Here is a 26251-nt window from a genome sequence, read left to right as displayed (position 1 = left end):
TTCCGTGGCGAATAAGTCTCTAAGCTTTTGAAAGTGAAGCTAACCATAAACAGTTGAATAACAGGCTACTGCTGATACGGGAAAAAGTAATGCTGGAAAAAACTATGTTGGAACAAGAGGTCCGTTTTAATGTTACCGCAGCCCTCACCGAGGACTTGGGCGGTACCTTAGATGCTACTCGCGATATTACCGCACAGTTGTTGCCCGAGTCTGAGATGGTAGTGGCGCATGTGATCACCCGCGAAGACGGGGTGTTTTGTGGCCAAGCCTTTACGGAAGAAACGTTTCGCCAGCTCGGCGGTGCAGTTGCGCTGCAATGGTTAGTGAGTGACGGTGATGTGGTTACTGCCAATCAACGCCTACTGACCTTAACTGGCCCAGCCCGCGCCATTATGACCGGCGAGCGTACTGCGCTAAATTTTATTCAAACCTTGTCGGGTGTGGCCACCGTCACGCGCAGCTATGTTGAGCAATTATCCGGTACTCAATGCCGTTTGCTGGATACCCGTAAAACCCTGCCCGGTTTGCGGCTGGCGCTGAAATACGCGGTCACCTGCGGTGGCGGTCATAATCATCGTTTAGGCCTCTATGACGCTTTTCTTATCAAAGAAAATCATATCTTTGCTTGTGGCGGTATCGACAAAGCCATAGCCGAGGCGCGCCGCTTACAGCCAGAGAAGTCTGTGGAAGTGGAAGTCGAGTCTTTGGCTGAACTGGAGCAAGCGCTTCAAGCGGGGGCCGACATTATTATGCTTGATAACTTTAGTACCCAAGATATGCGAGCAGCGGTCGCCATGACTCAAGGTGCGGCCAAGTTAGAAGTGTCCGGTAATGTCACGCTAGACACCATCGCCAGCTTTGCTGCCACAGGCGTGGATTTTATCTCAGTGGGCGCGCTGACCAAGCATGTGCAAGCGTTGGATCTGTCGTTGCGGGTTGAAGGGTAATGAAAAATAGCGCCGAGCACCAAGCGCCCGGCGCCCAGCTTACGGATAGTACGGTGTTGGCTTTTGTAGTGCGAGCGTCTCTTCGGTGAAGAGTACTTCGGAGCGGTTGGTGTCTGTATTTTTAAACCTGCGAACCAGGCCGCCGAAACTTTTTACTCAAGAAGTAAGTTGCGGACTACAAATTCGGTTTTTTGATTTAGCTAGGTGCTTGGCGCCGGGCGCTCGGCGCTATTTAGCCCCAGATCGATTATTCTAAGTTGCGTTTTTTCTGGGCTGGGCTAGCCTAAGGTCTTGACCAGAAAGCGTGAACTGTTTTTCCTGAGATTGTGTGCAATTAATATTAAATTATTGGACATTTTAACCTCGGAATGATACCTTTTTTTAACAGTGTCAATTGGTCTTACCAATATAAGCCGAGTTAAATGTCGAATCAGCGTATTAAGCAGCCAAAACTTGCCGACACTATCGCCGCCAAAATTGAGCAGATGATAGTAGAAGGCAGCTTACAGCCTGGTCAACGCTTGTTGCCAGAGCGGGAGCTTGCAGAGCAATACGCCGTATCTCGACCCTCGGTACGAGAAGCCATCCAATTGCTGGAAGCAAGAGGCTTAGTTTCTCGTCGTCAGGGCGGTGGCACTTATGTGCAAAACGCCCTGACTAAAGGATTAGCTGACCCGTTATTTCAGCTGTTGGCGGAGCATCCAGAGTCGCAATACGACATGTTGGAGTTTCGTCATACCATGGAAGGTATCTCTGCATTTTACGCCGCCATGCGCGGCAACGAAGCTGACTTCGATACCATTCGTGGCGCACAGCTGGCCATAGTACAAGCACAAGAGCTGGGTGATTTGCCCGCAGAAGCCGCGGCTGCCGCCGAATTTTATATCGCGGTAGCGGCAGCGGCCCACAACGTGGTGTTATTACACCTGTTGCGCGCCATGCAGCCGCTGCTAGAGTCCAGTATCTTGCGCAATATCAAAATCTTAAACCGGCGCGCCGGTATGGTGGAAAAGATCCGAGTGCATCGCGCTAATCTTATCCACTGCATATTGTCTCGCGAGCCGGAACAGGCCAGGGATGCTTGTCATGAGCACCTGGCCTTTATAGAAGAAACGCTGCTCGATATTCAGCGTGAAGAGAGCCGTATTCAGCGCTCTTTACGCCGTAATAAACAGCAGGAATAACAATGCCTTCGGCAATGAAACCCATGGGCATGAGCCCCAAACGAGATAGGAAACAGCCATGTCTGATATCCTGAACAACGATGTGGATTCAATAGAAACTCAAGAGTGGTTAGACTCTCTTGAATCTTTGATCCGTCAAGAAGGACCTGAGCGCGCCCAGTACATTTATGAGCGCCTCACCACTAAAGCCATTAAAGCCGGTGTAGCAGTGGCCAGAAACGCCCACTCAGACTACGTCAACAGCATTAAGTCTGCAGACGAGACTGAGTACCCGGGTAACTGGGATCTGGAACGTCGTATCCGCGCTATTATCCGCTGGAACTCAGTGATGATCGTGCTGCGCGCCTCTAGAAAAGATCTGGACTTGGGTGGCCACATGGCTTCTTACTCGTCCAGTGCCACTATGTATGAAGTGGGCTTTAACCACTTCTACCGCGCTCGTAACGAAAAAGACGGCGGCGACTTGGTATTCTTCCAAGGCCATATCTCGCCCGGCATTTATGCTCGTGCGTTCGCTGAAGGTCGCTTAACTGCTGATCAGTTGGACATGTTCCGTCAAGAAGTAGACGGTAAAGGCATTCCTTCTTACCCGCACCCTAAGCTGATGCCTGACTTCTGGCAGTTCCCGACCGTATCTATGGGTCTGGGTCCATTGAACGCCATTTATCAAGCGCGTTTCTTGAAGTATCTGACTAACCGTGGTCTGAAAGACTGTTCTGAGCAGCGCGTTTACGCCTACTTGGGTGACGGTGAAATGGATGAGCCAGAATCTAAAGGTGTGATCACCATCGCGGCTCGCGAAAAGTTGGACAACCTGTGCTTCATCATCAACTGTAACCTGCAGCGCCTTGACGGTCCTGTAATTGGTAACGGTAAGATCATCAACGAGCTGGACGGTATCTTTAACGGTGCTGGCTGGAACGTGGTTAAGGTGATCTGGGGTCGTCGTTGGGACGAGCTGATCGAAAAAGATAAGACCGGCAAGTTAGTTCAACTGATGAACGAAACCGTAGACGGTGACTATCAGACCTTTAAGTCGAAAGACGGTGCCTACGTGCGTGAGCACTTCTTCGGCAAATATCCTGAGACCTTAGAACTGGTCAAGGATCTGTCTGACGAAGAAATCTTCGCTCTGAACCGTGGTGGTCACGATCCAGCTAAAATGTACGCTGCGTACAAAAATGCTGCCGAGACCAAAGGTAAGCCGACTGTTATCTTGGCCAAAACCGTTAAAGGTTACGGCATGGGTGAAGCGGCTGAAGGCAAGAACATTGCCCACCAGGTTAAGAACATGGACATGTCGTCCGTTAAGCACTTCCGTGACCGTTTCAATCTGGAAGTAAGCGACGAAGACATCGTTGACTTGCCGTACATCGAAATTAAAGAAGGCACTCGTGAACACGAGTACCTGCATGCTCGTCGTCAAGCGCTGAAAGGCTACTTACCGACACGTTTGCCTGAAAGCACAAATAAGCTGCAAATTCCTGAGCTGTCTGAGTTTGAATCCTTGCTGGGTGAGCAAAAGCGTGAAGTTTCTACCACCATGGCGTTCGTGCGTGCCTTAAACATCATGCTGAAGAACAAGTCCATTGGTGAGCGCATCGTGCCTATCTTGGCTGATGAAGCCCGTACCTTTGGTATGGAAGGTCTGTTCCGTCAAATCGGTATCTACAGCCCGAACGGTCAGCAATATACCCCGCAAGACCGTGAGCAAGTTGCTTACTACAAAGAAGACATCAAAGGTCAGGTACTGCAAGAAGGTATCAACGAGCTAGGTGCCACTTCTTCATGGTTAGCCGCTGCGACTTCTTACAGCACCAACGACTTCCCGATGATTCCGTTCTACATCTACTACTCGATGTTCGGTTTCCAACGTGTGGGTGACTTGTGCTGGTTAGCCGGTGACCAACAGGCTCGCGGCTTCATGATTGGTGGTACTTCAGGTCGTACGACGCTGAACGGTGAAGGTCTGCAGCACGAAGATGGCCACAGTCATGTTCAAGCCAGCGTAATCCCGAACTGTGTTACCTATGATCCAACTTATGTGTATGAAGTAGCGGTTATCGTACAAGACGGCTTGCGTCGTATGTACGGTGATAATCCAGAAAACATCTACTACTACATTACTACCTTGAACGAAAACTACCATCAGCCAGCGATGCCAGAAGGCGCTGAAGAAGGTATCCGTAAGGGTATCTACAAGCTGGACACAGTTGCCGGTAGCAAAGGTAAAGTACAGTTGATGGGTTCAGGTACTATCTTGAACGACGTGCGCCAAGCCGCCGCTATGTTGTCTGAAGAGTACGGCATTGGTTCTGACATCTTCAGTGTGCCTTCATTCAACGAACTGACCCGTGACGGTCAAGACGTTGAGCGTTGGAACATGCTGCACCCAACTGAAGAAGCACGCGTACCTTACATCGCACAAGTGATGGGTAGCGAGCCTGCTATTGCTGCTACTGACTACATGAAGAACTACGCAGAACAAGTGCGCGCCTTCATGCCTTCAGCGAGCTACAAAGTATTGGGTACAGATGGTTTCGGCCGTTCAGACAGCCGTGACAACCTGCGTCGCCACTTCGAAGTCAACAAGAACTACATTGTGATTGCTGCACTGACCGAGCTGGTTAAGCAAGGAACGCTGGACAAGAAAGTTGTTGCCGATGCCATCACTAAGTACGGTATCGACGCTGATAAGATCAACCCGCTGTACGCATAAAGGGGCAATACATGTCTAGAGATATTCTGGTGCCAGATATCGGCACAGACGAGGTAGAAGTGACTGAAATCATGGTGGCCGTGGGCGACCGTGTAGAACTTGAACAGTCACTACTCACCGTGGAAGGTGACAAAGCCTCCATGGAAATACCTGCCCCAAGCGCGGGTGTGGTTAAAGAAATTAAAGTTGCCCTTGGCGACGCCATCAATACCGGTTCTTTGATCATGGTATTCGAAGCAGAAGAGGGCGGCGCGGCTGCCCCTACTGCCGCGGCAGAAGCACCGGCGGCTGCAGCTCCTGCTGCACCTGCCACTGCTGCGCGCCAAGACGTAGCCGTACCTGATATTGGTGATGACGAAGTTGAAGTCACCGAAATTAACGTGGCCGTTGGCGACACCGTCACTGAAGAGCAGACGCTGATTGGCGTAGAAGGCGACAAGGCTTCTATGGAAATCCCGTCACCTTCGGCTGGTAAAATTGTTGAAATCTTAGTAGCCGTTGGCGACAAGGTTAAAACTGGCTCACAGATCATGGTCTTCGAAGTTGCAGGCGCCTCGGCTCCCGCTGCTTCTGCCCCTGCTGCGGCCGCGCCTACTGCTGCTCCTGCAGCGGCGAGCGCACCACAAGCTAAAGATGTGAACGTGCCAGACATTGGCGGTGACGAAGTTGAAGTGACTGAAGTCATGGTTGCCGTAGGCGACACCGTTGAAGCCGAACAGTCTATTTTGACTGTAGAAGGTGACAAGGCGTCTATGGAAGTACCGTCACCGTTTGCTGGTGTGGTTAAAGAAATCAAGATTAACGTTGGCGACAAGGTTAATACTGGTTCTTTGGTCATGGTATTTGAAGTTGCTGGCGCTTCTGCTCCAGCCGCCGCTCCAGCTCCTGCCGCCAGTGCACCTGCTGCAGCCCCAGCTGCGCCAAAAGCGGCTCCTGCCGCTGCGGCACCGGCTGCTAAAGCTGAGTTCGTTGAGAACAACGCGTATGTGCACGCCACACCAGTGGTACGTCGCTTAGCCCGTGAATTTGGTGTTGACCTGTCTAAGGTTGCCGCTACCGGTCCTAAGAGCCGTATCCTGAAAGAAGACGTGCAAAGCTACGTTAAAGGCATTATCAAGCAAGTTGCTAGTCAGCCTGCCGGTGTTGCAGTAGCGGGCGGCGGCATGGCCGTGCTGGCATGGCCAAAAGTAGACTTCTCCAAGTTTGGTGAAGTTGAAGAAGTGCCAATGACGCGCATTCAGAAGATCTCGGGTCCTAACCTGCACCGCAACTGGGTGAAAATCCCACACGTAACGCAGTTTGACGAAACCGATATCACTGAGCTGGAAGAATTCCGCAAAACGGAAAACGCCATCGCCGATAAGCAGAAGCTGGGTTATAAGATTTCCCCGCTGATCTTCATCATGAAGGCCGCTGCTAAGGCGCTGGAAGCGTATCCGAAGTTCTGTTCTTCATTGTCACAAGACGAACAGTCTTTGATCATGAAGAAGTACATCAACATCGGTGTGGCGGTTGATACGCCAAACGGTTTGGTTGTACCGGTAGTACGCGACGTGAACAAGAAAGGCATTCGCGAGTTGGCGATTGAGCTTGGCGAAATATCCAAGAAAGCCCGTGACGGCAAGCTAACTGGTGCCGACATGCAAGGTGGTTGTTTCACCATTTCGTCTTTGGGCGGCATTGGTGGTACTCAGTTCACGCCTATCGTGAACGCACCTGAAGTAGCAATCTTGGGCGTGTCCAAGTCCAGCATTAAGCCTGTTTGGAACGGTAAAGAGTTCGAACCTCGCCTGATGCAGCCACTGGCTCTGTCTTATGACCACCGTGTGATTGACGGCGCCGATGGTGCTCGTTTCATCACTATGATGAGTGGTGTGTTAAGCGACCTTCGTCGTTTAGCCCTTTAATGTGACAAGGTGGGCAAATGCCCGCCTTTTTACTTTCTTTTCTATTACAGAACAGTAAACTTTGGCCCGTTACAGCTGTGTGGCCGTATTGAGTCTAGGCTTTTTCAGCCATGCTTAAACGGGGCTAAAAATCATAATAGAGGTCACCATGAGTCAAGAAGTTAAAGCTCAGGTTGTGGTATTGGGTTCGGGCCCTGCAGGTTACTCTGCAGCATTCCGTGCCGCCGACCTGGGGCTAGAAGTCGTATTGGTTGAGCGTTACTCAACACTGGGCGGCGTGTGTCTGAACGTGGGTTGTATTCCTTCTAAAGCGTTATTGCATATCGCTAAAGTAATGGAAGAAGCCAAGATGATGGGCAGCCACGGCGTTACCTTTGCCGCGCCGCAAATCGATCTTGACCAGATCCGCACCCACAAAGAAAAAGTGATTGGCCAGTTAACCCAAGGTTTGGGTGGCATGGCTAAGATGCGTAAAGTTAAGGTTGTGAACGGCTACGGCAAGTTCACCGGCCCTAACACCATAGTGGTAGAAGGCGAGGGTGGTAATACCACCATCAACTTCGATAACGCCATTATCGCCGCAGGCTCACGTCCTATTCAGTTGCCTTTCATTCCCCATGAAGATCCACGGGTTTGGGATTCTACTGGTGCACTAGAGTTGCGCGAAATTCCTGAAAAGCTGCTGGTCATGGGCGGCGGTATTATCGGCCTAGAAATGGGTACCGTGTATTACTCGCTGGGCTCTAAGATTGACGTGGTTGAGATGTTTGACCAAGTTATTCCAGCTGCTGACAAAGACTTGATCAAGATCTACACCAAGCAGGTTAAAGACAAGTTCAACCTGAAATTGGAAACCAAGGTTACTGCAGTTGAAGCCAAAGATGACGGCATTCACGTAACCATGGAAGACAAGAAAGGCGCGAGCGAGACCACTGTGTACGACGCCGTCTTGGTGGCCATTGGTCGTGTGCCAAACGGTAAGTTGCTGGACGCCGAGAAAGCCGGTGTTACCGTCGATGAGCGTGGTTTCATTCGCGTCGATAAACAGCTGCGCACCAACGTGTCACACATTCACGCCATTGGCGACATCGTAGGTCAACCTATGCTGGCCCACAAAGGTGTGCATGAAGGTCACGTGGCCGCTGAGGTTATCTCAGGTTTGAACCACTACTTCGATCCTAAGGTGATCCCATCGATCGCTTATACCGAACCAGAAGTAGCTTGGGTGGGTGTGACCGAGAAAGAAGCGAAAGAGCAAGGCTTGAACGTTGAAGTTGCGACTTTCCCTTGGGCGGCCTCAGGCCGTGCTATCGCTTCTGACTCAGCCTTTGGTATGACTAAGCTGATTTTCGACAAAGAAACCCATCGCGTACTGGGTGGTGCCACTATTGGTACTAACGCCGGCGAGCTGTTGGGCGAAATTGGTTTAGCTATCGAAATGGGTGCTGACGCCGAAGACATCGCTTTGACTATTCATGCTCACCCGACTCTGCATGAGTCTGTGGGTATGGCGGCCGAGGTGTTTGAAGGCTCGATCACCGACATGCCAAACCCTAAGGCGAAAAAGAAGTAAGCTTCTTTTAACCTGAACAGGTAGTAAATAAAAACGCCCAGCTTATGCTGGGCGTTTTGTTTTGCTGCTATTATGGCTCAGTAGCAGGTGGTTCGAATGGCTACCTTATTTTTTGTTAATGATCTAAGCTATTCTTATGCTTATTTTTCAGGAATACGGCTTTATACTTTTTGATTGCTGCCGATAAACTTAATAAGATTACTCACCATAGGACAAACATTATGCTCTCTAAATTAGCCCAAGTAAGCGTGAGGACTAAGCTCACGCTGGGCTTTGCCTTGGTGCTGCTTGCGACGTTAATTACCGCCGTGGTGAGTTTTTATTCACTTACTTCTGTATTAGAACGCTCTGATAAACTAGAGCGCGCCGGTAAAATTGACTTGTTGGTCAGTAAGGCGCGCTTCTTTCAAAAAAACTACATGTTGATGAACGATAAAGGCCAGCTGGAGCAGGCGAGAACCCATGTTAATGAAGCCAGACAGGAGGCGGAATATTTACTACCCATGTTAACTGAGCCCAAAGATACAGGCCTTATCGACCAAATATTGATGGGCACTAAATTTTATGAAGTTGAGCTAGATAACATGGTGCAGTTTAATGAAAGTATGCAAGCCACAATCGTCGATATCAATGTTGTGGGTAATTCGGCACAGGAAAAAGCCCATCGCTTACTTGGCCGAGAAATGAATGCCAGCAATTGGCTAAAGCAATTGGGGATTATTCGCTTAAATCAAAAAGACTTTGCGCTCGATCGACAAGCAGATCTAGGTATTCGAGTAGCGACCGATGTTACTAATTTATTAAGAGGCCTAGAGCTGCGGTTAATGGTAAAAGATGATGGTGATATTAAAGGTATTCAAGCAGATCTTAAGCGGTTTCAGCAATATCACGCCACAGTGACCGAACTAATGGCTAACTTGGCTAGCACAGATAAACGCATTACCGATCACGCTATCGATATTACCCAAAAAGCCGAGCAATTATTAGACATACAACAACAGCGCATGCAGGACGATAGTGCCCAAGCTAAGTTTATTATTTTTCTGATCACTGTGATTGCGCTGGCCATGGGGGTGTTGTTTGCCACGATGATCACCCGTGGTATCGTCAATCCACTGGCCTTATTAGTCAGCCAAGCGAACCGCATTGCCGACGGCGACTTGAGCCAAGACATGCGGCACGACCGCAGTGATGAGCTGGGCAAGCTAATGGATCAGATGCAAGTGATGACTGTTAACTTGCGCCAATTAGTGGGAGACCTAAGCAATAGCTCAACGCATATTGCGGCTTCTGCTGAAGAGTTGTCTGCGGTATCAGAGCAAAGCCGCAGTGGTGTCAATCAGCAGCGCATGGAGCTTGAGCAGGTGTCCACCGCCATGAATGAAATGGCCGCCACGGTACAAGAAGTAGCACGCAATGCAGAAACCGCCTTTGATTCAGCACGTACTGCTGATAGTGAAGCCAGCGATGGGAGTCGTAAGGTTAATCTGACCATTGAGCAAATTGGTAAGCTGTCCGTTGATATTCAAGATTCGTTACATACCATTAATCAGCTTGAAGCCGAGAGTATTAATATTGGCAGCATTTTGGATGTGATCAAAGGGGTGGCTGAACAAACTAACTTGCTAGCACTGAACGCGGCTATTGAAGCGGCACGCGCCGGCGAGCAAGGTCGTGGCTTTGCGGTAGTAGCCGATGAAGTACGAGCGTTAGCGCAACGTACGCAAAAGGCCACTGCTGAAATTGAAACGCTCATTCATGGCCTACAAAGCAAGGCACAAGAGTCGGTAGTGATGATGAATGAAAGTACGGCTATGGCGGCTAAAACAGTGGTGATTGCCAACGAAGCGGGTGAGTCGATTCAGAAAATTACCCGTTCTGTCTCTGATATTCAGCAGTTGAATAATCAAATCGCCACCGCCGCCGAGGAACAAAGCTCGGTCGCAGAAGAAATTAATCGCTCGGTATTTAGCATTCGCGAAGTGTCGGATCACTCCGCCGCCGCCACCGAGCAAACTGCCGCCAGCAGTAGCGAATTGGCCCGCCAAGGCAGTGAATTACAACGCCTTATCGGGCGCTTTCAATTGCCATAGCCGCTGCGCGGAATGTTGAATTGTGAATGCTTAATGTTGAATGAACACACTCAATTAGCATCAAGCTCAAACTTAGTAGCGCTAAGCACCCAGCTAAAACAAAAGTTAAACCCAAACACCCGCCCCTCAACCGGCGGGTGTTTTTTTGCAGTGTGCCGTATTTTCGGTAGCACTCTAGGTTAGTTTTTCATTCAACATTAAAAATTTAACATTTAACATTCAACATTGCGCGAAGCGTGTAGCTATCACTCATGTGATGTTCCCCTTACAATGACTGCTCCTTGCTATTTTGAGTGTCCTTGTCATGCGCCTTTATCTGTTGTGTTTATTATTGGGGCTCAATGCCAGTGTCGTTTATGGTCAGGTACAAGCTGTGTCTGTACCTGTGGTCGATAACGGCGCGCTTGAACCTCTAATGACTCAACGCCCGAAAATCGCCTTAGTGCTCAGCGGCGGTGGGGCCAAGGGGGCGGCGCACATTGGGGTGATCAAAGTATTAGAAGAGCTGCGTATTCCTATTGATATCGTCACCGGCACCAGCATGGGTGCTTATATCGCTGGCATGTATGCGCTGGGTTTAGATGCGGACGAGCTGGAAGCACAAGTATTAGCGTTGGACTGGAATCAAGGTTATCAAGATAAAGTGGGCCGCGATGAGCTGTCATTGCGCCGCAAGCGGCAAAATGATGAATTTTTACTGCGCACCGATATTGGTATTAATACCGATTGGCAACTGAGCTTGCCCGGCGGTTTCTTTCAAGGTCAGGGCATGGGGGCGCTGCTACGCCAAAGCACCTTAAATTTGCCGGGCTTACAGAGCTTCGACGACCTGCCCATTCCGTATCGAGCCGTGGCCACCAATATGGAAACCGTGACCCCAGTTATCTTAAAAGAAGGCCATTTGGCCACAGTGATGCAGGCATCCATGTCAGTGCCGGGTGTGCTGCAACCCGTGGAGATCAATGGTCAGCTGTTGGCTGATGGCGGCGTGGTCAATAATATGCCGGTCGATGTGGCCTTAGAGCTGGGCGCCGACATTATCATCGCTGTCGATATTGGCGATGCCATGTTATCGCGAGAGCAGTTAGACGGCGCGCTGGCCATGGTTAGCCAGCTTACTAATTACCTAACCCGCTCAAGCACCCAGCGCCAAATTGAGCAGCTCACCCCCCAAGATGTGCTGCTTGCTCCCAATATTGCTGGCATAGGATTAGGTGATTTTCAGCTGATGCCAGAAGCCATTACCCGCGGTGCACAAGCGACGCGTGCCATGCTGTCAAAATTGCAGCCCTTGGCATTAAACGAGGCCGACTACTTTGCTTATCAGTCTAATAAGTTAGACAGACGCGCCCAGTTACAGCGCTCAGATGCGGTGTATTTAGACCGAGTAGAGGTCAGTAATGACTCTAAGCTCAGCGAAAAAACCATTCGCGATGTGTTGGGCCTAGTACCGGGTCAGTTTCACCAATCTCAAGAATTAGAAGAGGGCGTGCGTCGCTTGTATGCGCTGGATGCTTTTGAGCGGGTGAGCTACCGCATTGAAGAGCAAGCAGGCGAGCAGGTGTTAACGGTGCAAACCAATGAAAAAGACTGGGGGCCGGGATTTATTGATTTAAAGTTTGCGTTGGAAGATGATTTTTCTGACCGTGCTAACTATGAAATTGGCGCGCAATTTAGGCGCACTAATATTAATACGCTGGGCGGTGAATGGTTAATTGAAACCACCTTTGGTAGCAATAAGCTGCTGGCCACTGAAATTTATACGCCAATCGTGTCTGATTCTGATGTCTTTTGGAAACTGCGTGGCCAGTATGAAAAAAAGTCACGGCAGTTTTATTTTGATGTAAGTGATCCGCAATATGCGCTGTTTCGACCACTCACCAGTCTAGATACCGACTACACCACTTGGAGCGTAAATACTGAGCTGGGTTATAACTTGCGACCTTGGCGAGAACTGGCGCTGGGGGTGCAAGGCTTGGTGGGAGATATTGAAGCGCGCAATGTGCAGCAAAATTTGGACGTCGGCTCTGTTGGCCCATATTTGCGCCTTAGTCATGACACCTTAGATAATGTGTTTTTCCCCACTCAAGGTACGGCGCTCGAAGTTAAGTTAGGTTATTTTCGCAATAGCTTAACCGTCAACGATCAGCACGACAGTACGACCGGGCTTGATTATGAGCTGGAATGGTTAAACCCGTATCAGTTTGATCGCCACACTTTGATCAGTAAGTTTGGCTTAGGCGGCTCCAGCGCCGAACAAAGTCTGCCGATATTTGCTCGCAGCTTAGGCGGCTTATTTAATCTGTCCGGTTACCAGCGCGACCAGCTGAGTGGTCGCTACAGCGGCTTCGCCGGTTTGCTCTATCACTATCGCTGGTTTGATAATGACTTTGGCGCTTTTCGCTCGCCGGTTTATTTAGGGGATCCTTGGAGCGAGGCGGGGTGTGGAACAAGGGCACAGACGTAAGTTGGGAGTCGGCGCTCACCGCTGGCAGTGTCTTTATCGGCGTAGATACCAACTGGGGCCCTTTGTATTTGGCTTATGGCCAAGGTGAAGGTGATAAGAGCAGCCTGTATCTGTATTTCGGTAATTTATTTAGTTTTTAAGCTGTGTGGGCGAGTGAGGAGTGAAGGCTAAAGAGAAAAAAGTGAGAAAACCAACTACTGCCAAAGATCAAAAGTTAAGCCCTGTTCTTAAAATAGCGGAAACAGCTCAAAATCTGCTGCTTCAACAACGACTATGCATCGCTGAATATCGCACAGTCACGGCCGCTTGCTTTCGCACGATAAAGGGCGTCATCTGCATTCTTTAACCAGCTATCTTCCGTCGTCCCCGGTACCCAAGCGGAAACACCAAATGACACTGTTACTTCTTCACCATCGGGTGTTTTCAACTCTTTTTTAATAGCGGCTCTAAGTGTAGAGATAAATGCCTGCTGATCGTTAATATCCGAGATTAAAAGTACAAACTCTTCTCCGCCAAATCGATAAAAACGGTCGTGTTTACGAATATTTGCCGTGGTAATGGTTACCAGATCTTTGAGTATCTGATCGCCAGCCACGTGGCCAAACTTATCATTGACCATTTTGAAGTGATCTAAATCTAAGATAGCTAACATAGAGGGCGTGACGTTTCGCTCGGCGACAGACAACGCTCGCGCTATATCCGTACTTAACGCGCGTCGATTTAAGGCTCCCGTTAGTGCATCAATGGTATTTAGCCTCTCTAGCAGGCGAAATTGTGTCTCACTGCGGCTGGCATACACAAAGGTCGTCACTGACACCATTGAAACCGTCACCACGAAGGACATCAGCGGAACAACGTCAAAAGTATTAGGCAAAAATACGCACGCCAGCGTTAAAGCGGCATTTAAACCCAGCGCTTCTATGGGCCTGACCATAAAAAACGTACTGGCAATAACAGGATAAACCCATAAAAAACTATCAACGCCATTCGTCATTACAATGGCATATACACCACCATTGATAAATGCGGCCACTAGCCAACTCACCACCCGCGTTTTTTAGTGCGAACGGCATAACCCACTAACGTTGTAATGCCCAGCACCAAAACTAAATCAATAATCGCAGCTGTGATATTGCCTTGCAAGTAACGGAAAATTGCAAAGGGGGTAATACCCAATACGGACAGTACTCCGAGCAGCGATAACACCGAAAGCCGAAATTTTTCCTCTAGCTGATTGTTCATAATGCCCTCGGAGTAAAAATGTTAGTGCCCATTAGAGTGACACTTAATCCAGTTACCATATTTACACATCTAAAAATTTAAAAAACACGGCAAGCTAACAATAATAAATAAATAATTTTTTTAGCGTTCAATGTTAGCAGGTATTAGCTAGGAGAGTTGTAGGCTTAAGCCGTGCAACTTTATTATTAGTGTTGTCACTCTTTTATAGGCATGGCTCTCGTGTCTCAGGTTTATTCAATAGCGCATTAACACTTTAGGCAGATCTCAGTGTTTGTGGTGGTCAATAACAAGGCTGGGCATTTTTATTGTTATCTTTGCTTCATTCTCTTAGCAAAAATATTGAGTTTTTAAAGCCCAATGTATGTCTTCTAACTTACGGCGTGCAGAATGCCGCGTACAGACTAGGGTGCAAAGCTTGAGCTGAACTGTGAAGTAATCGACAGAACTGTGCTGCTTTAGGTTATAAAACATGGGTGTAATCGCGATCTTGTGTAAGCAAGCTGGGGCTAGATTTTAATTTAGCGTTAAAACTTATATACTAGCGCCACGTCCGCGAGGGGGGTTAACGCTAGGCCTGACCTACAGGCCAAGCCCCTTAACAAGGATATTACCGCCAAGATGGCGAATGATAATAAGAGGATACAGTCGTGCTTGAAGCCTATCGTAAACACGTCGCAGAACGTGCCGTTGAGGGTGTGGTTGCCCAACCCCTTAACGCTGAGCAAGTTGCCGCTTTGGTTGAATTACTTAAAAATCCTCCCGCGGGCGAAGAATCTTTTCTTTATGAATTACTTTCTACCCGCATCCCACCCGGTGTGGATGAAGCCGCTTATGTTAAAGCAGGTTTCTTAGCCGCCGTTGCTAAAAATGAAGTTAGCTCACCGGTTGTTTCTGCGGCCCAAGCCACAGAATTACTCGGCACCATGCAGGGCGGTTACAATATCGCGCCTTTGGTTGAGCTGTTAGACGTTGAGGCATTAGCACCCATTGCTGCTACAGCTTTAAGTCACACCTTATTGATGTTTGATGCCTTTCACGATGTAGACGAAAAAGCCAAGGCTGGTAATGGCTTCGCCAAGCAAGTGATGCAGTCGTGGGCCGATGCCGAGTGGTTTTTAGAGCGCGCGCCTTTGGCTGAAAAAATCACCATGCGCGTCTTTAAAGTACCCGGCGAAACCAACACCGATGACTTGTCACCAGCGCAAGATGCCTGGTCACGGCCGGATATTCCGCTGCACGCCTTGGCGATGTTGAAAAACTCCCGTGAAGACATAGTGCCAGATCAAGACGGCGTAATCGGCCCCATCAAAGAGCTAGAAGCCCTAAAGGCTCAAGGTTTCCCATTAGCTTATGTGGGCGATGTGGTAGGCACTGGCTCTAGCCGTAAATCTGCCACTAACTCAGTGCTGTGGCACATGGGTGACGATATTCCGTTTGTGCCTAATAAGCGCGCCGGCGGTATTTGTATCGGTAATAAAATTGCCCCTATTTTCTTTAACACCATGGAAGATGCCGGCGCACTGCCCATCGAATGTGATGTGGATAAACTGAATACCGGTGACGTGATCGACATTTATCCCTATGAGGGCAAAATCTGTGCTCATAACAGCGATCAAGTGTTAAGCACCTTTACCTTGAAAACCGAAGTGCTGCTTGATGAAGTACGCGCCGGTGGCCGTATTCCGTTGATTATTGGTCGTGGCTTGACCGACAAAGCCCGTGAAGCGCTGGGCCTGGACACCTCCACCGTGTTTAAACGCCCAGCGGCCGTAGTAGAGTCGAGCAAAGGCTTTACGCTGGCGCAGAAAATGGTCGGCAAGGCTTGTGGCGTGAAAGGTGTACGTCCTAACCAGTATTGCGAGCCAAAAATGACCACGGTCGGCTCACAAGATACTACCGGTCCTATGACCCGTGACGAGCTAAAAGACTTGGCATGCCTTGGTTTTTCTGCTGATTTAACCATGCAGTCGTTTTGTCATACCTCGGCCTATCCAAAGCCGATTGACGTGAACACCCACCACACCTTGCCAGACTTCATTATGAACCGTGGCGGTGTGTCATTGCGCCCCGGTGATGGTGTAATTCACTCTTGGTTAAACCGCATGTTGCTGCCCGATACCGTAGGTACTGGTGGTGACTCGCATACGCGTTTCCCGATTGGTATTTCCTTCCCTGCGGGCTCAGGCTTGGTGGCCTTTGCCGCTGCCACCGGCGTAATGCCGTTGGATATGCCAGAGTCAATTTTAGTGCGTTTTAAAGGTGAAATGCAGCCGGGTATCACGCTGCGTGACTTAGTGCACTCCATCCCTTACTTTGGCATTAAAAATGGTCTGCTCACCGTGGCTAAAGCCGGTAAAATCAACGAGTTCTCCGGTCGGATCGTCGAAATTGAAGGTCTGCCAGAGCTAAAAGTTGAGCAAGCCTTTGAACTGGCCGATGCGACGGCCGAGCGCTCTGCTGCCGGTTGTACCATCAAGCTGGGCCAAGAGCCGATTGCCGAGTACTTAAGCTCGAATATCGTAATGCTCAAGTGGATGATTGCCGAAGGTTACGGCGATCGTCGTACCATAGAGCGTCGTATTCAGGGCATGGAAGCATGGTTGGCTAATCCTGAGTTGCTAGAAGCGGACGCAGATGCAGAATACGTGCATGTGCTAGAAATCGACATGAGCGACATCAAAGAGCCGATTCTGTGCGCGCCTAACGATCCCGATGACGCACGTTTGTTATCTGAAGTAACCGGTGAAGTCATCGATGAAGTCTTTATTGGCTCTTGCATGACCAATATCGGCCACTTCCGCGCCGCCGGTAAGTTGTTAGATAAATACACCGGCCAGTTGCCAACCCGTTTGTGGGTGGCACCCCCGACCAAGATGGACAAAGATCAGCTGACCAGCGAAGGCTACTACGGCATTTTTGGCCGTGTAGGCGCGCGGATAGAAACCCCTGGTTGTTCACTGTGCATGGGTAACCAAGCACGGGTGGCAGATAACAGTACAGTAGTGTCTACCTCGACCCGTAACTTCCCGAACCGCTTAGGTAAAGGTGCGAACGTGTACTTGGCCTCGGCCGAGCTGGCCGCAGTCGCCGCCATTCACGGCAAGCTGCCCACCGTCGCTGAGTATTTGGCGTATGCAGAGCAGTTAAACGCGACCGCCGCCGATACCTATCGTTACTTGAACTTTGATCAGTTAGACAGCTATGTGGAAAAAGCCGATACGGTGATCTTCCAGCAAGTTATCTAAGTCCTCAGTCAGAACATTGATTGGTTAAAGCCAGCCCTTCGGGGCTGGCTTTTTTTATGGGCGGATTACAGCGCCCAGCACCAAGCACCCAGCGCCCAGCTAAAGATAAACACCGTCTTTTGTAGAGGTCGATATAGCTGTTAGTACTGTGGAGTAAGTGTTTTATATATTTCCACCAACCAAAGAGAGTCCAACAGGCAGCGATAAGACTTCAGTGTTAAGCGATCAGCCAAAACAGACACCGTACTTTTCTAGCTAGGCGCTTGGTGCTGGGCGCTCGGCGCTGATTTTATTTTCCAAAAAATTGAACTTCTTAAGAAAAGTAAAATTGATCTTGATCTGAATCTAACTTTAAATGAGAATGACTCGCCTTTCGGTTCATAGGGCTTTGTTTTTCTTTATTTTCTTTGGTTCGAAACCATTTTCATTGTTTTTCTCAAGGAGCTGTTAGTGCCAACCTTTATCAAGTCGTCTGCTCGCCCGCCCAAAAAAATGCTGACCTCGGCGGTCGGTTTGGCCGTTGCTTCGTTAGCCGTGACTGCACCATTACACGTTCAAGCTCAAGCCGAGACCCAAGCCCAAGCTGTAACTCAGCTAGATACCATTACCGTGCAAGAAGCACGGGAGCAAGGTTATAAAGCGAACCAGTCGGCTTCTAGCAAGTATGTAAAACCGCTGCTGGATACGCCTCAAACCGTGACCGTAGTACCTCAAGAAATAATGAAAGAGCAGCAGGCGTTAAGCTTGCGCCAAGTATTATCTAATGTGTCTGGTATTACCTTTGACGCAGGCGAGGGCGGCGGCGGCTCTGGCGATAAAATTAATATTCGCGGTTTTAGCGCTAACTCCAATATGCAAATTGATGGTCTGCGTGACAGCAGCCAAAATAATCGCACCGACACCTTTAACATCGAACAGGTAGAAGTGCTAAAAGGCCCTAACTCAGTATTTGGTGGTGCCGGTACTACCGGTGGCGCCATCAACCAAGTGAGCAAGGCGCCTAAGCTGCGTGACTTTGCCGAAGTGGGTGCCAGCTTAGGCACAGATCAATATCGCCGTTTAACGCTGGATGCCAACAAAACCCTCGACGATGTAGGCGTGGACAGTGCGTTTCGTATTAACCTCATGGCCCACGAAAATAACGTGCCGGGCCGTAACGATATTGACCGCGAACGTTTTGGTATTGCACCCTCGCTGACCATTGGCTTGAGTGAATCAACGCGCGCCACCTTAAGCTACTTCCACCAAACTGACGACAATCTGCCAGATTACGGCGTGCCGGCACGGGATGGCAAAGTCTTACCCGGTGTGGATCGGGAGTCTTACTTTGGCTGGCGCAATTTGGATGAAGAAAAAATTCAATCCGACGCAGTTACGCTAAAGCTTGAGCATGAACTCAGCGACACCACCCGCCTTGAAAACCAGACCCGTTATAGCCGTGTAGACCGAGACACCACTATTTCTGCGTCTCAGGTCAACACCGATGGTTTGGATCCTGGCCGCTACAAGCCCGCGGGTCCCCAAGCTTATCGTCGTGATGCGCAAACCGAATTGTTAATAAATCGATTGGGTTTAAGTACTGAGTTTGATACCGCAGGCTTTGAGCATGACATGCTGCTGGGCGGCGAGATTTCTCGTGAAACCTACGACTTAACTGCTTCCAACTATAACTTGGGTAAAGGCTCTAGTGCTTACCCAAGCAACGGCTTCGACCTTTATAATCCGCCCGGATACTGGAACGGCCCAACTACAGTGACTCCTCGCGGCGGTACCGACGCCACGCTAAACACTAAAGCCTTATATGTGTTTGATACCATAGGTTTGGCGCCCAAGTGGGACTTAAGCTTAGGCTTGCGCCATGATTGGGTATCAGGCGAAACCTCAGATAAAGTTAAAGAGGGTGTTACCACTACCAGTGATAAAATGTTCAGTGGTCGTGCGGGTGTTGTTTATAAACCTGCGAATAATGGCCGCGTTTACTTAGCTTACGGTACTTCCTTTAACCCAGCGGCAGAGGCATTAGCGACCTCAGGTTCGATCTCCGGCGAAAGCTTAAAACCGGAGCAAAGTGATACTTGGGAATTAGGCACTAAGTGGGAGCTGTTGGATGGTCGCTTAGGCATGGATGGTGCGTTATTTCGGGTCGATAAAACCAATGCGCGTGAAACCAACGAGTTCGATGAACTGGAGCTCGCCGGTGAACAGCGAGTACAAGGCGTGGAGCTGGGCTTAACCGGTGAAATTACTGAGCAGTGGAAACTGTTTGCCAATTATACCTTCCTAGACAGCGAGACCTTGGCTTCAGTAGCTAAACCACAAGCCGGCGGTCGTGATCCTGTGGGGCAGCCCTTAGGTAACACGCCGCGTAACAGCGCTAATCTGTGGACGACTTATGAAGTGCTACCGGGCGTTGAAGTCGGCTACGGTGCTGCTTATGTAGGCTCGCGCCAAGTCGCATCTGATGTGGCAGCTAAGCTCGACAGCTACTGGGTACACAATGCCATGGCCTCTTATCAGGTGAATGATGCTTTGAGCATGCAGCTAAACGTGAATAACCTGTTCGATGAAGAATACGTAGCAGGTGTGCGTGGTCGCCCAGGTTTGGACGATCGTAGCTCGGCTATTGAGTTAGGCGAAGGTCGTTCAGCAGTAGTGTCGGCTAACTATCGGTTTTAATAAATAAGTAATATTTGCCACGGAATGCACGGAAAATTAAGACCCAGAGCTAAAACTCTTGAGGATATGAACTTACAAAATAGAGCTATTTTTTGGATGTTTGTTTCGTCCGTCCATGTTCTTCCGTGTATTCCGTGGCAAAAGGGTATTGGATCGTTTTCTTCACCCTTTACCCTTAACTCTTTACCCTCACATAAGGCCCCTCACGGGGCTTTTATCGTTTAGTGGAGTGATTTTCTATGATGTTACATATTCCCAATGTGCTGAGTGCCGAGCAGGTAGCCGAGTGTCGCGAGTTGCTATTAGCGGCTGATTGGATTGATGGCAAGAGCACCGCCGGCTTTCAGTCGGGCATGGCCAAAAACAACCTGCAACTGGCCGAAGATAATGACACCGCACGTTATATTGGCGATATGATCACTAGCGCATTAGCTAAGCATCCGTTGTTTGTCTCGGCAGCTTTACCCGCAAAAGTATTTCCGCCGTTATTCAACTGTTACCAAGGCGGCCAGTCCTTTGGCGTGCACGTGGATAACTCGATTCGGTTTAATAGCGCCACCAATGAGCCGATCCGTACCGATTTATCGGCGACGCTATTTTTCTGTGAGCCGGATGAATATGAAGGCGGCGAGTTGGTGGTTGAAGATAACTATGGCGCGCACAGCGTTAAGCTGCCGGCGGGGGATTTGATCTTGTATCCGTCTACCAGCTTGCACCAAGTGATGCCCGTCACTCAAGGTGCGCGCATTAGCTCGTTTTTCTGGATCCAAAGCATGGTACGAGACGATGGCCAGCGCACCTTACTATTTGATTTGGACTCCAGTATTCAGCAGGTGAATCAGCAACTTGGTACCACCAGCGAGACCAGCATTCAGCTCACGGGTGTGTATCACAACTTGCTGCGCCGTTGGGCGCTGTAGGTTCGTGTGAGGTGGGAGGGGGGAATAGTGAGGCTATGATCAACACTGTGCTGAATCTGCCCTTGCCATCTTCCTGATGCACATCAGGAGCTCGTTTTTGTTATTTGGCTTGTAGTCTGCGCTTCACACCTTATATGAATTCAACAAAAAAGCCGACCAGGCACTGGGTGCGCGGTCGGCTAGTTTTGCTATCTCAATGCCTAATGGCGGATGAGCTATTTAATTAGTGTTAACTTTCTTTTGTGCCTTATCTGCTTTTTCTTGCAGGCGATGAGCTAAATCGTCGGCTTTCTCTTGCTCTTCGATAGCCTTAGCTTCTGGGCTAAGTGGCATAATCAAGTTCAATAAAATGGCGACAATACCGCCTGCTGCCATGCCGGAAGAGAAGACGTTTTTCACTAGGCTTGGCATAAACTGCAGAATGTCTGGCACCTGAGAAACACCCAAACCCACACCAAATGAGATGGCCATAATAAAGAGCGCGCGTCTGTCTAAACGCTCGCGCGATAAAATGCGCACACCGGCGGCGGCAATAGAGCCAAACATGACCAAAGTCGCGCCACCTAATACCGGCTCAGGAATGCGCTGCACCAGCGTACTGATCACCGGGAACAAACCCATCAGTACCAAGATGCCGGCCACAAAGAAGCCCACATAACGACTGGCAACGCCGGTCATTTGGATAACGCCGTTGTTCTGGCTAAAGGTCGATACCGGAAAGGTATTAAACACCGAGGCCAGTGAGGAGTTCACGCCATCACCCATCACACAACCTTTAATACGCTTCATGTAAACGGGGCCAGACACGGGCTCACCAGATACTTCTGAGGTGGCCGTGGTATCGCCGATGCCTTCTAGTGCGGTAATTAAAAACACCAATACCAAGGGGATAAACAGCGAGGCATCAAAGCCTAGGCCATATTTCATCGGAATTGGGAACGCGATGGCGGGAATATCAGTAACGACTGCCGGGGGAACCTTGCCCATAAACATGGCCAAGACTGTGCCTGCCACCATGGCCACTAAGATAGAAGAAAGGCGCACATAAGGGTTAGGGATGCAGTTCATGATCACGATAATGGCGAGCACAGTACCGGCTAAGGCCAAGTTCTCTAAAGAGCCAAAGGTGCCATCTGCCATGGCGCCAAAACCGCCGCCGATAGAGGTTAAGCCAATCTGGATTAAGGTCAGACCAATCAGCGTGACGATAATGCCGCTGACTAATGGTGAAATAATGCGTCGTGCCAAATGTAGGAAGCGGGACAAAATAATTTCGGTGGGTGCCGCCAGCAGTGCGGTACCAAAAATGGCCGCCAACATAGCTTCTGTAGTTACGCCGCCGTCTTTCATCGCCAAACCACTGGCAATAATAGGGCCTAAGAAGTTAAAGCTGGTGCCTTGAATAGACAGTAAACCCGTGCCTATTGGCCCAAAACGCTTCATCTGAATAAAAGACGCCACGCCGGTAATAAACAGCGACATGCTAATGATGTGGGCCGTGTCTTGAGCGGGAATACCCAGCGTTTGACAAATAATCAACGGTGGAGTGATAACGGCCACGAACAAGGCCAACAGGTGCTGAATGGCAGCGAACAGCGCCTGAACAAAGGGCGGCTTGTCGTGCAACTTGTAGACCAGTTCACTTTGGCTGATCTGGGCTTGGGTTTGTGCTGGTTGGCTCATGGTATCTGCATTCCAAAAGTAAGTAGCAAGAAGTAATGGCTTAGTGCCCCATGATGTTTCCACATCAAGGGCTATGTTTTCATATAAAATGTTTTGTTGCAACAATGTTAATTAAGTGTATTTTGTTGCTTATTATCGTTGTTGTTACTAAGCCGTGCTCCGACGGTGAGCGCGCATAGGCTACGTTAGGCGTTAGTATTAGGCCAACTCAAAGCATGCATATTTAACATTGATGCATGTGTTTTATTAATACCTACCATGATTCTTGTGTTCTTTGATTTATGAAAGCGCTCACTAAGCCTTTATTCATCGGGTGTTCTTACAGATACAGCATCTGATTTCGTTACTGGCGAGATCAGGAGTAAACTAGCGCGCTCTCACGGCCGAGTTATTAACGAGATAGTGCGGCTTTGTTGGGAATGAGCAGTCGGAGTTTGTGTGGAATTTGAATTTTTTCGTGATCTAAATGGCCAGCATCGCGCCCGTTTTTCTATGGGGCATGAAGTGATGGGTGCTTGGCTGACCGATGAGGTGACCATGACCGAGGCCGCCGAGTTACTGGATGTAATTGCGCAGTTAGAAGCCGGTGAGACCCAAGAGTTTAAAAGAGCTTATGGCGAATGCAGCTTATTGCTGACGCGAGAAGAAGCCGAAATCAGTGCTCATGCGCTGGCCTTTGATAGCGAATTAGAAGACGGCATGGCTTATTACGATGATGAACTCTACGCCGGCTGCGGCCTAGACGATCTCGCCCGAGTGCTAGAACAGTGGCAGGATTTTTGTACGAATCAATAAACACAGCGCCGAGCACCAAGCGCCCGGCGCCCAGCTAAACAGAGGGCGGTGTTGGTCTTTATGCCGTCATCCTGACGAAAGTCAGGATCTCGCTCTAGATCTAGATCTTAGTGACTAAAACCTATTTGCCACGTTTCTTTGTTACGAGAGTCACGGAAGAACACGGAATAATAGTGATCAGATCTGACAGTGCCAAGATTTTCAATGGTAAGAGCTAACCACCAAGCCATCAGCAGTCAAGCTCTTAAAATAAATAGGCTCTTGTTACTCGTCGATTTTATCTTGGCTTAATCTTTCCGTGCTTATCGTGAACAGAGAGTCGTGGATTCCGTGGCAAATGATCTTTAGCTCTTTCTTTAGCTTGGCGCTGGGCGCCGAACGTCGGCCGCTTAAATTTTTACCTTCCCTCTACCACTCTTAATTTTACCGCGCTGGGTTTTGCTGTCGGTGCGCTTGCGCTTGGCGTTTTTGCTGGGCTGGGTGGGGCGGCGCACCTTTACGGGCTTGCCGGCGAGCTGTAATAAGCTGACCAGAGCTTCTCTAGCGGTCTCTTTATTCATCAGCTGACTGCGATGACTCTCGACTCGGATCATTATCCAACCGGACTCCAAGACCCGATTATCCTTCATCTTCGCCAACGCCTCTTTATAACTATCGGGGAGGCTTGGGCTGTTGGCGTAATCAAAGCGTAGCTGCACCGCCGAGTCGGTTTTATTCACATGCTGGCCGCCAGGGCCACTGGAGCGCATGGTGATAAACTCTATTTCTTGCTCAGGGATCTGCACGCGGGCAGATAACAATAACATACGGGCTCCATTGCACTCTGTTGGTGCTTTTAGTGTTTCTACTGCACCAATATCATATCACGACCTCATCACCCTGCCGTTTTTAAAGTATAACTTGTTGATAATTAAGTTATAAACACATTGGCGTAAAGCTTGCTTGTTCTAATTGCTACCAAGACGGTATAGGCAAACAAGGAGGCTCACCATGAAAATGATTTGCGCCATTATCAAACCCTTCAAACTCGACGATGTACGCACGGCTCTAGCCACGGCCGGCGTCCACGGGATGACGGTGACAGAAGTTAAAGGCTTTGGCCGCCAGAAAGGACACACAGAGCTGTATCGAGGTGCCGAATACAGTGTGGACTTTGTACCTAAGATCAAACTCGAAATTGCCGCAGCCAGCGAGCAGGTGGAAGAAATTATCGACGCCATTATAGCGGCGGCGTACACCGGGAAAATCGGCGACGGAAAAATTTTTGTTTATGCACTGCAACAAGCGGTGCGTCTTCGTACTGGGGAGCGCGATCTGGAAGCCATTTAAGCGAGGGATAGCCCATGGACACCTTAACGGAAATGAAGTTTGCTCTGGATACCTTTTACTTCCTGATATCCGGTGTACTGGTGATGTGGATGGCAGCAGGATTTGCCATGTTAGAGGCGGGCTTAGTGCGTGCCAAGAACACCACCGAAATATTAACCAAAAATGTGCTGCTGTTTGCCATCGCCTGCACCATGTATCTATTAGTTGGTTATCACCTTATGTATCTGAATAATCCTGAGGGCGGCTGGTTGCCAAGCCTAGGCGGTTTAATAGGGCAGGTGGCAGAGGGCGCGGATCATGCGCTGGAGGCCGACTTTTTCTTTCAGGTAGTCTTTGTGGCCACCGCCATGTCTATTGTGTCCGGTGCCGTGGCCGAGCGCATGAAACTATGGGTATTTCTCGCCTTTAGCGTAGTAATGACCGGCTTTATCTATCCGATTGAAGGTTACTGGGTGTGGGGCGGTGGGTTTTTGTCTGAATTAGGTTTCGTTGATTTTGCCGGCTCAGGCATTGTCCATCTGGCCGGGGCCTGTGCGGCGTTAGCCGGTGTGTTACTGCTCGGCGCCCGTAAAGGTAAATATGGTAAAAACGGCGAGATCCATCCTATTCCGGGATCCAATATGCCGCTGGCAACCTTGGGTACCTTTATTCTGTGGATGGGTTGGTTTGGGTTTAATGGCGGCTCGCAGTTATTGCTGTCGGATGTGGCAAACGCCACCGCCGTGGCCGGGATCTTTGTTAATACTAATGCGGCGGCAGCGGTCGGCGTGATTGGCGCCTTGTTGGTGACCAAGCTGACCTGGGGCAAGGCCGATCTCACCATGATCCTCAATGGCGCTTTAGCGGGCTTGGTGGCGATAACCGCGGATCCCGTATCGCCCAGCCCGCTATGGGCTGCAGGTATTGGCTTGCTGGCGGGCATAGTCGTGGTGTATGCCATTGTAGTGTTGGACAAGCTGCGTATCGATGATCCCGTAGGAGCCATTTCGGTACACGGTGTCTGCGGTATATTGGGACTTTTGCTGGTTCCTGTGACCAACCCTGAGGCTACGCTGTGGGTTCAGCTGGTCGGCTGTTTGGTGATCGGTGGCTGGGTATTGGGTGCCAGCCTATTGGTTTGGTATTTGCTGAAGCGCACCCTGGGCATTCGAGTCACCGAAGAAGACGAAGTGTCGGGCATGGATAAAGTAGATTGCGGCATTGATGCCTACCCTGAGTTTGTGACCTTAAAGCGCAGCTGAACAAAATCATCTACTGGCTCTACTCTCTACAACTAGTGGTAATAACGAAAAGGAAGCCTCGGCTTCCTTTTTTTATTGGATTGTTGCGCTAGCGCAAAGACAAAGGGTGCGAGTGCAGGCAATATAGTGGAATGCGGCTGCGCATGACACGCTTTATCATTTAGATGTGAGTTACTGGTTGCTTCCAGTCGTCGCCTAAGTATACTGCTGAATGTTAATTGTTCTCACTC

At 49.6% G+C, this 26251-nt stretch carries 16 protein-coding genes and 1 pseudogene; 13 read left to right on the top strand and 4 right to left on the bottom strand.

Going from position 1 to position 26251, the window contains the following annotated elements:
- The first annotated feature begins 104 nt into the window (after positions 1-104).
- The 7 genes and pseudogenes from nadC (at position 105) to CBP31_RS04780 (ending at position 13030) form a co-directional block, all read left to right on the top strand.
- Positions 105-947: a carboxylating nicotinate-nucleotide diphosphorylase gene (gene nadC / locus CBP31_RS04810; RefSeq protein ID WP_087038619.1), complete on the top strand. Its 843-nt coding sequence runs from the start codon at positions 105-107 to the stop codon at positions 945-947.
- A gap of 422 nt (positions 948-1369) precedes the next feature.
- Complete coding sequence (pdhR, locus tag CBP31_RS04805; protein WP_087035116.1) at positions 1370-2131, top strand: pyruvate dehydrogenase complex transcriptional repressor PdhR; 762 nt, start codon at positions 1370-1372, stop codon at positions 2129-2131.
- Positions 2132-2189: 58 nt separating this feature from the next.
- On the top strand, positions 2190-4850 hold the full coding sequence (gene aceE / locus CBP31_RS04800; protein WP_087035115.1) for a pyruvate dehydrogenase (acetyl-transferring), homodimeric type: 2661 nt from the start codon (positions 2190-2192) through the stop codon (positions 4848-4850).
- Positions 4851-4861: 11 nt separating this feature from the next.
- Complete coding sequence (aceF, locus tag CBP31_RS04795; RefSeq protein WP_087035114.1) at positions 4862-6757, top strand: pyruvate dehydrogenase complex dihydrolipoyllysine-residue acetyltransferase; 1896 nt, start codon at positions 4862-4864, stop codon at positions 6755-6757.
- A 148-nt stretch (positions 6758-6905) separates the two neighbouring features.
- On the top strand, positions 6906-8330 hold the full coding sequence (lpdA, locus tag CBP31_RS04790) for a dihydrolipoyl dehydrogenase (protein WP_087035113.1): 1425 nt from the start codon (positions 6906-6908) through the stop codon (positions 8328-8330).
- A 221-nt stretch (positions 8331-8551) separates the two neighbouring features.
- Positions 8552-10423 carry a methyl-accepting chemotaxis protein gene (locus CBP31_RS04785; protein ID WP_087035112.1) on the top strand — a complete coding sequence of 624 codons (1872 nt, stop codon included), beginning with the start codon at positions 8552-8554 and terminating at the stop codon, positions 10421-10423.
- A 415-nt stretch (positions 10424-10838) separates the two neighbouring features.
- Positions 10839-13030 (top strand): annotated as a pseudogene (locus CBP31_RS04780) (patatin-like phospholipase family protein).
- Positions 13031-13161: 131 nt separating this feature from the next.
- On the opposite strand, the gene CBP31_RS04775 reads toward CBP31_RS04780, so the two are convergent.
- Positions 13162-13923 carry a GGDEF domain-containing protein gene (locus tag CBP31_RS04775; protein WP_227875144.1) on the bottom strand — a complete coding sequence of 254 codons (762 nt, stop codon included), beginning with the start codon at positions 13921-13923 and terminating at the stop codon, positions 13162-13164.
- A gap of 8 nt (positions 13924-13931) precedes the next feature.
- Positions 13932-14132 carry a hypothetical protein gene (locus tag CBP31_RS15685; RefSeq protein WP_227875143.1) on the bottom strand — a complete coding sequence of 67 codons (201 nt, stop codon included), beginning with the start codon at positions 14130-14132 and terminating at the stop codon, positions 13932-13934.
- A gap of 647 nt (positions 14133-14779) precedes the next feature.
- Between CBP31_RS15685 and acnB the strand changes: the two genes are divergently transcribed.
- From acnB to CBP31_RS04760, 3 genes are all read left to right on the top strand, one after another.
- Entirely contained in the window at positions 14780-17377 is a 2598-nt protein-coding gene (gene acnB, locus CBP31_RS04770; RefSeq protein WP_087035111.1) for a bifunctional aconitate hydratase 2/2-methylisocitrate dehydratase, read from the top strand.
- Positions 17378-17827: 450 nt separating this feature from the next.
- Positions 17828-20053 carry a TonB-dependent receptor gene (locus tag CBP31_RS04765; protein WP_227875142.1) on the top strand — a complete coding sequence of 742 codons (2226 nt, stop codon included), beginning with the start codon at positions 17828-17830 and terminating at the stop codon, positions 20051-20053.
- A 239-nt stretch (positions 20054-20292) separates the two neighbouring features.
- Positions 20293-20973 carry a Fe2+-dependent dioxygenase gene (locus CBP31_RS04760; RefSeq protein WP_087035110.1) on the top strand — a complete coding sequence of 227 codons (681 nt, stop codon included), beginning with the start codon at positions 20293-20295 and terminating at the stop codon, positions 20971-20973.
- A gap of 219 nt (positions 20974-21192) precedes the next feature.
- Here CBP31_RS04760 and CBP31_RS04755 read toward each other — a convergent pair whose 3' ends face one another.
- A complete protein-coding gene (locus CBP31_RS04755; protein ID WP_087035109.1) occupies positions 21193-22656 on the bottom strand; it encodes a uracil-xanthine permease family protein in 1464 nt (487 codons plus the stop codon).
- Positions 22657-23094: 438 nt separating this feature from the next.
- Here CBP31_RS04755 and CBP31_RS04750 point away from each other — a divergent pair, with 438 nt between their 5' ends.
- A complete protein-coding gene (locus tag CBP31_RS04750) occupies positions 23095-23451 on the top strand; it encodes a YacL family protein (protein WP_087035108.1) in 357 nt (118 codons plus the stop codon).
- Positions 23452-23840: 389 nt separating this feature from the next.
- Here the strand turns inward: CBP31_RS04750 and arfB are convergent, their stop codons facing one another.
- Positions 23841-24257: an alternative ribosome rescue aminoacyl-tRNA hydrolase ArfB gene (arfB, locus tag CBP31_RS04745; RefSeq protein WP_087035107.1), complete on the bottom strand. Its 417-nt coding sequence runs from the start codon at positions 24255-24257 to the stop codon at positions 23841-23843.
- A gap of 184 nt (positions 24258-24441) precedes the next feature.
- Here arfB and CBP31_RS04740 point away from each other — a divergent pair, with 184 nt between their 5' ends.
- Positions 24442-24780, top strand: coding sequence for a P-II family nitrogen regulator (locus CBP31_RS04740; RefSeq protein ID WP_087035106.1), 339 nt, complete (start codon positions 24442-24444; stop codon positions 24778-24780).
- Between the two features lie 14 nt (positions 24781-24794).
- Entirely contained in the window at positions 24795-26021 is a 1227-nt protein-coding gene (locus CBP31_RS04735) for an ammonium transporter (protein WP_087035105.1), read from the top strand.
- Positions 26022-26251 lie beyond the last annotated feature (230 nt).

The organism is Oceanisphaera profunda (assembly GCF_002157895.1).
GTDB classification, from domain to species: Bacteria; Pseudomonadota; Gammaproteobacteria; order Enterobacterales; family Aeromonadaceae; genus Oceanimonas; species Oceanimonas profunda.
Note: the sequence above shows the minus strand (reverse complement) of the source record. Positions and strands in the feature narration are given on the sequence as shown.